This window comes from Methanolobus sp., assembly GCF_016278365.1.
Taxonomy (GTDB): Archaea; Halobacteriota; Methanosarcinia; order Methanosarcinales; family Methanosarcinaceae; genus Methanolobus.
In genome coordinates this window covers 25,282-35,459 of sequence record NZ_JADQBZ010000012.1, presented here as the reverse complement: position 1 = coordinate 35,459, position 10,178 = coordinate 25,282, and the positions used below count along the sequence as shown (strand labels likewise).

The 10,178-nt window shown below is 47.7% G+C and carries 9 protein-coding genes and 1 pseudogene; 6 read left to right on the top strand and 4 right to left on the bottom strand.

What is annotated here, in order from left to right; all coding sequences use genetic code 11:
- Positions 1-309, bottom strand: a pseudogene (locus tag QZZ22_RS13170) (RNA-guided endonuclease TnpB family protein); the annotation flags it as partial.
- Positions 310-529: 220 nt separating this feature from the next.
- Between QZZ22_RS13170 and uvrA the strand changes: the two are divergent.
- From uvrA to QZZ22_RS13155, 3 genes are all read left to right on the top strand, one after another.
- On the top strand, positions 530-3,361 hold the full coding sequence (uvrA, locus tag QZZ22_RS13165) for an excinuclease ABC subunit UvrA (RefSeq protein ID WP_292465698.1): 2,832 nt from the start codon (positions 530-532) through the stop codon (positions 3,359-3,361).
- Between the two features lie 155 nt (positions 3,362-3,516).
- Entirely contained in the window at positions 3,517-3,867 is a 351-nt protein-coding gene (locus tag QZZ22_RS13160) for a DUF2173 family protein (protein ID WP_292465695.1), read from the top strand.
- Positions 3,868-4,142: 275 nt separating this feature from the next.
- Positions 4,143-4,634: a rubrerythrin family protein gene (locus QZZ22_RS13155; protein ID WP_292465701.1), complete on the top strand. Its 492-nt coding sequence runs from the start codon at positions 4,143-4,145 to the stop codon at positions 4,632-4,634.
- 45 nt (positions 4,635-4,679) lie between these two features.
- Here QZZ22_RS13155 and purB read toward each other — a convergent pair whose 3' ends face one another.
- A complete protein-coding gene (purB, locus tag QZZ22_RS13150) occupies positions 4,680-6,017 on the bottom strand; it encodes an adenylosuccinate lyase (RefSeq protein WP_292465694.1) in 1,338 nt (445 codons plus the stop codon).
- 425 nt (positions 6,018-6,442) lie between these two features.
- Between purB and QZZ22_RS13145 the strand changes: the two genes are divergently transcribed.
- From QZZ22_RS13145 to QZZ22_RS13135, 3 genes are all read left to right on the top strand, one after another.
- Positions 6,443-7,639, top strand: coding sequence for an ammonium transporter (locus tag QZZ22_RS13145; RefSeq protein WP_292465691.1), 1,197 nt, complete (start codon positions 6,443-6,445; stop codon positions 7,637-7,639).
- 10 nt (positions 7,640-7,649) lie between these two features.
- On the top strand, positions 7,650-7,982 hold the full coding sequence (locus QZZ22_RS13140) for a P-II family nitrogen regulator (RefSeq protein ID WP_292465688.1): 333 nt from the start codon (positions 7,650-7,652) through the stop codon (positions 7,980-7,982).
- A 145-nt stretch (positions 7,983-8,127) separates the two neighbouring features.
- On the top strand, positions 8,128-8,961 hold the full coding sequence (locus tag QZZ22_RS13135) for a PHP domain-containing protein (RefSeq protein WP_292465686.1): 834 nt from the start codon (positions 8,128-8,130) through the stop codon (positions 8,959-8,961).
- 175 nt (positions 8,962-9,136) lie between these two features.
- On the opposite strand, the gene QZZ22_RS13130 is transcribed toward QZZ22_RS13135, so the two are convergent.
- Entirely contained in the window at positions 9,137-9,391 is a 255-nt protein-coding gene (locus tag QZZ22_RS13130) for a hypothetical protein (protein ID WP_292465683.1), read from the bottom strand.
- The gene (locus QZZ22_RS13125; protein WP_292465680.1) at positions 9,391-10,137 is read right to left on the bottom strand and encodes a type 1 glutamine amidotransferase; all 747 of its coding nucleotides are present in this window, start codon (positions 10,135-10,137) and stop codon (positions 9,391-9,393) included. Before QZZ22_RS13125 ends, QZZ22_RS13130 begins: the two co-directional genes overlap by 1 nt.
- Positions 10,138-10,178 lie beyond the last annotated feature (41 nt).

The following is a 10,178-nucleotide window of genomic DNA, read 5'->3' as shown; positions in this document are numbered from 1 at the left end:
TATGGATAGTATCCTCTGATCGTAAACAACAGCTCCACGTGGTTGGAATTGATGGGGTACTTTTGTGTCAACTTTGTAGCTTTCAGCTACTTTTGCAAGTGCCCTGACATCTAACTGAGAGGATAATGAGAATTTATCTCTGATCTCATAGTAGAGATGTTTCTGCAATTGGTATTTACTGAATATTTGCTTGTGGTATGCGAAATCTGAAATGTAATTGCATGCTTCATTGAAGGATTCCATTGTTCTCAGTAACTGGTCATGTTGTTCCTGAGTGGTTACTAATTTACTTTTTATTGTTAGGAGCATGCTATCACATAAAATATATGGATACATATGACTTTAAAGTACAGTAAGTAGACTGAAAGTATTCTGGTTCAGATCTAAAAGAAAGGCTAGATCGTTGTAGTTAACGGAATTCCTCCTGCAACTGAAGTTACAGGCATCCTTCCTTAATTCATCGTGAAATTAATTTCAAAGCATAGTTACCGCAAACTTTACTTACTAACCACCTTATGAAAATATAGACATGTCCTTAAGTAATATAGTAATAAAAGGTGCAAAGGAACATAACCTTAAGAACCTTGACCTGACCCTGCCCCGGGATAAGCTTATTGTGATAACAGGGCTCAGCGGTTCCGGGAAATCATCCCTTGCTTTTGATACCATCTACGCCGAAGGGCAGAGAAGGTATGTGGAGTCGCTCTCAGCTTATGCTAGGCAGTTCCTGGGGCTTATGGAAAAGCCTGATGTGGAATACATAGAGGGATTGTCCCCGGCCATATCCATCGAGCAGAAGACCACAAGCAAGAACCCCAGATCAACTGTGGGTACGGTGACCGAGATATATGATTATCTCAGGCTGCTCTATGCCAGAATAGGCATCAGGCACTGTCCACAATGTGGAAGGATCATTGAGACCCAGAGTGTGGACCAGATAGTGGACAGCATAATGAAACTCCCGGAGGATTCAAAGATACATGTGCTTGCTCCGGTCGTAAGGGAAAGGAAAGGAGAGTACAGGAAACTGCTCGCTGACCTGCTTGCCGACGGTTTCACAAGGGCACGTATAGATGGCGAGATCCACTCGCTGGAAGATGTGGACAGTATCGATCTTGAACGCTATGTCAAGCACAATATCGAAGTACTTGTGGACAGGCTCGTAATAAAGAAAGGCATCGAGGAAAGATTATCAGAATCGGTGGAAACTGCTCTTGAAAAGGGCGGAGGCACCCTAACAGTGCAGATAGTTGATGGCGAGGAAATGACTTTCAGCGAGAACCTGGCCTGCTCAGAATGTGGCATCGGCTTTGAAGAAATGGAGCCTGCAGCATTCTCTTTTAATAGTCCGCAGGGTGCATGTCCGGAATGCCACGGACTTGGCACTTCTATGGAATTTGACCCGGACCTGATAGTGCCGGACAAGACACTGACCCTGGCTCAGGGTGCCATCGAGCCGTGGGACAGCAAGACCAAGGACGGCTACTACATGCAATCCCTGGAATCGCTTGCCAGGTACAAGAAATTCTCCATGGATACACCGTTTAGCAAACTGGACCCGGAGATACAGCACATCATATTATACGGTAGCGAGGAACCCATACCCTTCTCCCACACCGGCAGGAATGGGGGCACCTGGAGACACACTGGCAGGTTCAAGGGAGTTATTGCAAATCTATCCAAGGTATTTGATAAAACGGAATCCGAGAGCAGCAAGGACAGGATGCAACGATATATCAGTACGAAACCCTGCCCTGTGTGCCAGGGGAAAAGGCTCAAGCCTGCCAGCCTCGCAGTAAAGGTTGACGGCTACAACATCATAGAAGTTACCAGGATGTCGGTCGAACAATGCCTGCACTTCTTCCAGATGCTGGAAACCAAGCTCAACGAACGTGAATATGCCATTGCCCGCCTTATCCTGAAAGAGATAAAAGCCAGGCTTGGATTCCTGGTGGATGTAGGACTGGATTACCTGACATTGAGTAGGTCGGCTGCAACCCTTTCCGGAGGAGAGGCACAGCGTATCCGGCTTGCGACCCAGATCGGCTCAAGCCTGATGGGAGTACTGTACATTCTTGACGAGCCCAGTATCGGCCTGCATCAGAGAGACAACCTGCGGCTCATCAACACCCTGAGGCACCTGAGGGACATCGGCAACACCGTACTTGTGGTGGAACACGATGAGGAAACTATCTGCAGCGCGGACCACGTAGTTGATATGGGTCCTGGAGCCGGTATCCATGGAGGAGAAATAGTTGCAGAAGGCAGCCCTGAAGAGATAATGGATAGCGAAGACTCCAACACTGGAAAATACCTGAGCGGCAAACTGAAGATAGATATCCCGGAGAAGAGGCGTAAGTCGAAGAACCTGCTTATGCTGTATGGAGCCGGCGAGAATAATCTCAAAGATGTGGATGTCTCGTTCCCATTGGGCATACTCGTCTGCGTTACCGGGGTATCCGGTTCTGGCAAGAGCACATTGATCAATGAGACCCTGAACAAGGTGCTTGCGAAAAGACTTAACAAGGCCAGGGAAATACCAGGGAGGTTCAGGGAAATAGAGGGCCTTGAGCACGTGGATAAGGTCATAACCATCGACCAGTCACCTATCGGAAGAACTCCAAGATCAAATCCCGCTACCTATACTAATCTCTTCACTCCTATCAGGGAGCTTTTTGCGCAGACAAAGACCTCACGTGCAAGGGGATACCAGGCAGGCCGTTTCAGTTTCAATGTGCGTGGCGGCAGGTGCGAGGCATGCTCCGGCGATGGAATAATCACTATCGAAATGCATTTCCTGCCGGATGTGTACGTACCCTGTGAAGTGTGCCACGGAAAGCGCTACAACCGTGAGACACTGGAAGTCACGTACAAGGACAAGAACATAGCCGAAGTGCTGGATATGACTGTTGAGGAAGCCCTTGGATTCCTTGAGAACATACCGGCCATCAACCGTAAGCTCCGGACACTTTACGATGTGGGGCTGGGATACATAAAACTAGGCCAGTCGTCCACGACCCTGTCAGGTGGCGAGGCCCAGAGGGTCAAACTGGCGACCGAGCTGAGCAAGCGCTCCACCGGCAAGACCGTCTATATCCTTGACGAGCCTACCACGGGACTGCATTTCGATGACGTGAAGAAGCTCCTTGAAGTTCTCCAGAGACTTGTGGAAGCAGGCAACACAGTAATAGTCATCGAGCATAACCTCGATGTGATAAAGACTGCAGACTGGGTCATTGACATGGGACCCGAGGGCGGTGCCAGAGGCGGGGAGGTTATTGCAGAAGGGACACCCGAGGATATTGCAAAGAACGAGGTATCCCATACGGGACAGTTCCTGAGAAAAGTGCTGGCAAAGTGAGATTTCCCACATTGCAGGCCCGTGAAGCAGGTTACGCCTACAACGAACTCATTTTAAAAAATTAAAGATGCACTGCCACATACTTATATAAGGCAATATGCCTCTATTTTGATAGGGATGATCAAAATCATCTTCATTTGAAGTGGGGTAAGAGTATGGAAAGAAAAGAGTGTAACCTATCGTTAGATGAGCTTCTGAAATTTGAAGGCGTAATGGCAGCCGGCATATTCAATACGGAAGGAAAACTTGTGGATTATAAGGCCAAAATGGAGATGCCAAAAGAAATGGCCCAGACGACCGCCAAGTTCTGCGGAGCGGTGAATATGATGTTCGATGCTCTGGCAAGCGCTTATACAGAACTTTACAAGATGAACTGGGTACCCCAGCATAACTGGATGTACAGCGGCGGGGACTGGACCATCATCATCTCAGGCACAAGGGGTGCTTTCGTCGAGAGCGCCAAGGCGGATCTCAAGCAACTCCTGAGGGCTCTGGAAGTTTGTTAAGGTCCATTTGAATAAAGAAAGCTAGCCATCCCGGTTAGCAATTCCATTTTTAATCATTTCCAGACATGCCGGTATTGTAGTAATGCTCCTTTTTTGTCGCTGATCCTCTGACAGTCTGCTTACTCCCTGTATTCTATGAGCAGGCCACAGTATTCCACAAGCTCTGCCTTACCAGATGCTTTGATAGTTAAATGTCAGTTACTCTGGACGCTAAAATAATATATGAGACGATAAATAGGGTAAAAGAACATTAAAGATCAAATGGGGAGATATACATAAGCTCAAAAGATAACCTTAAAGCAGCATTTACAGGCGAGTCGATGGCAAACAGGGCCTACCTGGCTTTTGCAAAGAAAGCAGACCAGGAAGGGTATTCTCAGATAGCTAAACTTTTCAGAGCTGCTGCTGCTGCTGAAACTGTCCACGCTTTCAACCACCTTCAGCGCATGGGTGGTATCGGAACCACAGTGGATAACCTGAAAGAGGCCATAGCCGGAGAGACATACGAATTTGAGGACATGTACCCCAAGTTCATTGAAGAAGCAAAGAACGAAGGGGACAACAGGGCGCTCTGGAGCTTTGAGGTTGCCAACAAAGTGGAAAAGATCCATGCCAGACTGTATGAGAAAGCTCTGGAGGAAATCGGGAATAATACGGAAACAGACTACTACGTATGCAGTGTCTGCGGGCATACCCATGAGGGCGAACCTGAAGGAAACTGTCCGATCTGCGGAGCGCCTCCGTCCAAATATGAGAAGGTAGATTAAGGACCTTATCTTAAAAATAATATTGAGGGTTATCAAAACCCCCTATCAATTTCTCTTCAGTTTTTCAACGACAGCTTCAACCTGTTCCACAGCGGTGCCTATGTACCTGTCCGGGTCCACCAGGTTAATGATATCAGTTTCATTCAGATATTTTGCAATATCCGGGTTAGCCAGCAGGACATCCTTGAAGTGCTTGCCAGATTCGTGAGATTCCATGGCACTGGAGCGCACAAGCTCATGGGCTTCCTGGCGGCCGACGCCTCGCTTTGCAAGTTCTATCATGACAGCCTCTCCCATGTTCAGACCCCTGAGCAGGTCCAGATTGCGACGAATATTTTCAGGATAGAACCTGAGGTTCTCAATAACGCCGATACCGAGCTTAATGATATGATCGGTCAGGATGCAGGCTTCCGGGAAAACCACGCGCTCGCATGAAGAGTTGGTCAGGTCGCGCTCGTCCCAGAGAGTGTTGTTCAGCAGTTCAGGCTCCACCATGGCGCGCACTATCCTTGCAAGTCCGCATATCTGCTCGGATTTGATGGGGTTGCGCTTGTGGGGCATCGTGGACGAACCTACCTGTTTCTTCCTGAAGCTCTCTTCCACCTCGGCGATCTCACTTCTCTGCAGGGAGCGGATCTCAGTACCGATCTTATCCAGTGTGGTCACGGTGGTGGCCATCCACATCACAAACTCTGCATGGCGGTCCCTCTGGATGATCTGATTGGAAACATCCACGGCGCCGATACCAAGGTATCCCATGGAGCGTTTCTGGATCTCGATGCCATCCTTGCCAAAAGCAGCCTGTGTTCCCACCGCGCCAGTCATCTGTCCTACCAGCAGGCGTGGTTTGAGCTGCTCCAGACGCTCGATATGACGTCCGACCTCGGATGCCCAGATGGCAAAGCGCAACCCGTAGGTAGTGGGTACGCCTATCTGCCCATGAGTCCTTCCTGCACACACGAGGTGCTTGTGATCGTTAGCCTGTACCAGAAGCACGTCCAGCAACCTGTGCATCTTCTCTTCCAGAATTGCCACAGCTTCCCTGAACTGAAGAGCTGTTGCTGTGTCCAGCATGTCATTGGAAGTTGCACCGAAGTGTACCCATTTACCGGCATCTCCTGCACATTTCTCAGAGATGGCTATCACGACAGCCATCATATCGTGGTGGATCTCGTCCTCTATCTCGTTTACTCTTTCAAGCTCCACGGCACTGATGCTCTTTTCAATAATTTCTGCAGCTTCCCGGGGAATAAGACCGATATCTGCTTCAGCCCTGGCAAGCGATGCCTCGACCTTCATGACCTTCTCAAGGCGGTTCGCCTCACTCCAGACATGTTTCATCTCGTCTGTACCATAGCGATATTCTATTGGATGGATTGCCATTCTTTATTCTCCGTAAGTATGATCAAAATGAACTGTGTGGAGTGGTATAACTCATATAGAAATAAATAGCCTTTGAACAGGAATCTGAAATACAAAAGCGGAAAAAGGTAGTTATCGAAAAGAAAGAGGAGTTTATAGGCGTATCTAACCGAAGTGATCTTTTAGCAATGCTTTTGGCATTCCGATCGTCAACCTCAATTTCAGTTTTTCGTATCATCCCGGGCATCTATCCATGTGCCATGGATAATGTTTTGAATTCAGAGCAGAACTACTAATGTTCAGAAAATTTTAAATAGTATAAGCTAGGAAGTAGGAACATTATTTCAATTATGCACGGGCAAAAGTATTGGTGAAGCTTATGGAAAAGAACAACCGGGACAGAGATTTCAGAAAAACGGTATTTATGTTAAAAAAGGTGAGCTGAAGTGGCGTTAGATACAGGAGACACAGCGTTTATCATTATATGCACAGCCCTTGTGATGCTGATGACACCGGGCGTCGGGCTTTTCTATGGAGGCATGGTACGCAAGAAGAACCTCATATCGATGATAGCTTTGTCCTTCATCGCCTTTGCGATAGTAAGTATCCAGTGGGTACTTCTTGGCTATTCGCTTTCTTTCGGGACAGACATATGCGGATTCATAGGAGGACTGGACCATATAGGCCTTAGAGGAGTGGGACTTGACGGAGAAGGCATACCGGACTTGCTCTTCATGGCATTCCAGCTTGTTTTTGCTGGTGTGACCCTTGCAATCCTCACATCCGGTATTGCAGAGCGTATCAAGTTCAGTTCTTTTATAGTGCTTGGCCTGCTTTGGACAACCCTGGTGTATGACCCCCTTGCACACTGGTCCTGGGGAGGCGGATGGGCTCATTCACTCGGTGCTCTTGACTTTGCAGGAGGTACTGTGGTCCACATCAGCTCAGGATTCGGCGCCCTTGCACTGGCGCTTGTTATAGGCAACCGTATGGATTATGGGAAATACAGCATGGAAGCAGAGAACATTACCACAACACTGCTTGGAGGAGCGCTTCTGTGGTTTGGATGGTTCGCATTCAATGCCGGAAGTGCACTCTCAGCCAACGGGACCGCAGTCAACGCACTTGTGACCACTAACATCTCGGCTTCAGCCGGTGCCATAACCTGGATGGCCGCATCATGGCTCAAGGGCAAGCCAAGCTCCCTGGGGATGATCAGTGGAGCCATTGCAGGTCTTGTGGCCATAACACCCGGATGCGGATTTGTCAGCCCGATGTCTGCAATTTTCATCGGAGGATTTGCAGGGCTTTTGTGTTATGGTGCACTGCTCTTCCGTGTGCGCAGGGGACTTGACGAAAGCCTTGACGCCTGGGCCATTCATGGAATGGGAGGACTCTGGGGTGCCATCGCAACCGGCATATTCGCAAGTGCAGCGATCGGAGGAGTTGACGGCCTGATATATGGCAATGCCAATCAGTTCTTCATACAGATCCTTGATGCATCCGTTGCTGTGGCTTACGCCTTTGGTATGACATATCTGTTGGCGAAGTTAGTGGATAAGGTAATGGGATTGCGTGTCACAGAAGAAGAAGAGTACGTAGGACTGGATATTTCACAGCATGGAGAATCCACAACAGCCTGAGGTGATGTTAATGAAGAGAGTAGTAGCGATCATAAGGCCAGAAAAGCTCAATGATGTCAAAGCCGCACTGGAAGAGAAAGGATATTTTGCAATGACAGTGCATGAAGTTAAGGGCCGCGGTGCACAGAGAGGTATTTGCCTGCAGTATAGAGGTAAACAGATAAAGGTCGACATGATACCAAAAGTTGAGATCGAAATGGTGATTGGCGACAGTGATGTTCACCCAGTCATAGATACGATCAAACAGAACGCGCGCACAGGCAAATTTGGTGACGGCAAGATATTCGTGTCCCCTGTGGAGATTGTAGTCGGTATAAGAACAGATGATGAGATAATATCATAGGAACAGAGGGGTAACCCTCTATATTCTTTTTTAGACGCACTGCATAATATTTCTATTTAAGATGGTTTATATAGATAAAAACCAATAATTTTCTTTGTAGATTTATCGTACATATGAAGGTGTAAAAATAGATATTATTGTAGACTTGCACTCACATACAACCTTTTCAGACGGTGACCTGGATCCTGCAAAGCTTGTGAAACTGGCACATGAGTCAGGACTGCGGGCTTTGAGTGTCACAGACCATGATACAGTCGAAGGTCTTGACATTGTAGAAAAGGAATGCGCCAGAAGAGATCTTGCCTTTATACCAGGCATAGAATTCACGAGCAAACTCGACCTTCCCGAAATAGAACTCCATATTCTTGGCTATGGTTTTAACAGGGAGGAAGAGACATTCCTTAGAATGACGGATGAAGCAAAGCACAACGCAGACGACTATTGTGAAAAGGTTTGTTCAATGCTTGAATCCCATGAATGGATCATAGATTACCATGCCCTTGAGCAGATCAGCGGAATTCCAACCCGGCATGACATCACGCAGTCTGTGATAAATAAGGGCATGAATAATTATGAGTTCCACAACAAGTGGCTTGCAGAAACCTCGCCGTATTCCATGGATATGAAAAAGTTCCCCGCTGCTGAGATCATAAAGGCCATCCATGAAGCCGGAGGTATTGCAGTCTGTGCGCACCTCCTCAGGACACTGGAAATGTATGATGAGATGAAACTGCTGCCTGTTGTTACCAGATCACTAATAGATTACGGACTGGATGGCTTTGAGGTGTTCTATGGGAACAGTTCAAAAGAGCAAGTGGAAACCATGTTTAATATATCAAGTTCAAACGAGCTTAGAATGACCGGTGGTTCCGATTTCCATGGGCCGGAAAGAACCGGACGCTGTCTTCTTGGGAAGTATAACGTACAGGGATATGGATTTGACCAGAGGGACCTGATAAAGTTCCTTAAAAATAGGTAATACATCCGTAGATCACTTTTAAGGAACAGGGTTTTTAGAACCCGATAAAAGATGTCTAGAAGAAATACCATTCCAGTGAAACTGTAATTTCTTGACCTTTCACCTTTCCGGCAAGTGTAGGGACCTCCGAAACAACATCCTCCAGCAACTCGACACGCAGCCGCATTTTTTATCTTTAAGAATGCACTGGATGACACTGCCATTCAGGTCTACCTGCATCCCGTCCTTTAAGATTGTTTTCCACTTCCCGGACCCCCAGGTCAAGAGCCAGAGCTATATTTTCTTTTGAATAGCCAAGCTCGTGCAGGAACCCTGTGGAGCCTTTTTTCAGATGATCCAGGTCAGAATAGATAACAGGGCGCTTCCGGCATAATTCCATACCCTCTCGAACTGAGAGTATATCTGCACCCATATCCTCTTCATATAACATCACACCAGGCCCCTTTTGACCCTGGCCGCAGTGTTCCTGTGAAGTTCTTCGAATCTGTCAAGAATAGAGAACATTATCCCGGCAGAGCTTTCCACCAGTTCCGGCTGGTTACGGATTCCTGCTTCTCCTTGTACATACGGACCTCCATCCTTCAGATCAGCTTCACAGTTTGTCATCAGATCGGATATACATCGTTCATTCACTTCAGGATGAAACTGTACAGCAAGCACGTTATCCTTGTAGACAAAACCCTGTTCTTTGCAGGCTTCTGATGTGAAGAGCCTCCTTGCACCGGCGGGAAGTCCGTAAGTGTCACCATGCCACTGGAAAGCAATGAAACTGCTGGGCAGGCCCTGCTGGAAAGGTTCGCTCCGGGGAACAGAGGTCAGTTCAACCTTATGCCATCCGATTTCCCTGAGGTCGTTCCTGTGAACACTGCATCCCAGCACCCCGGATATCATCTGAGCGCCAAAACAGATTCCAAGGACAGCCTTGCCAGCCTCTATCGCACCCCTGACGAATCCTTTCTCTTTTTGAAGCCAGGGATATTCATTCTCCTGATATACGCTCATCAGACCACCCATAATTATCAGCAGGTCAAATGAATCGCTATGCGGGAATTCTGCTTCTATGTACGGAAGACTCCTGGAGAGTATATGCCCCTTGCTCTGCACCCAGCCGGGGATATTCCCCAGGGTTTCAAATTCAAGGTGCTGCAAACAGTGAATCCTCATGGCGGTTTCCATGCCATACCCTAAGGCCCATAACAGATTAAATCATTTTCGCA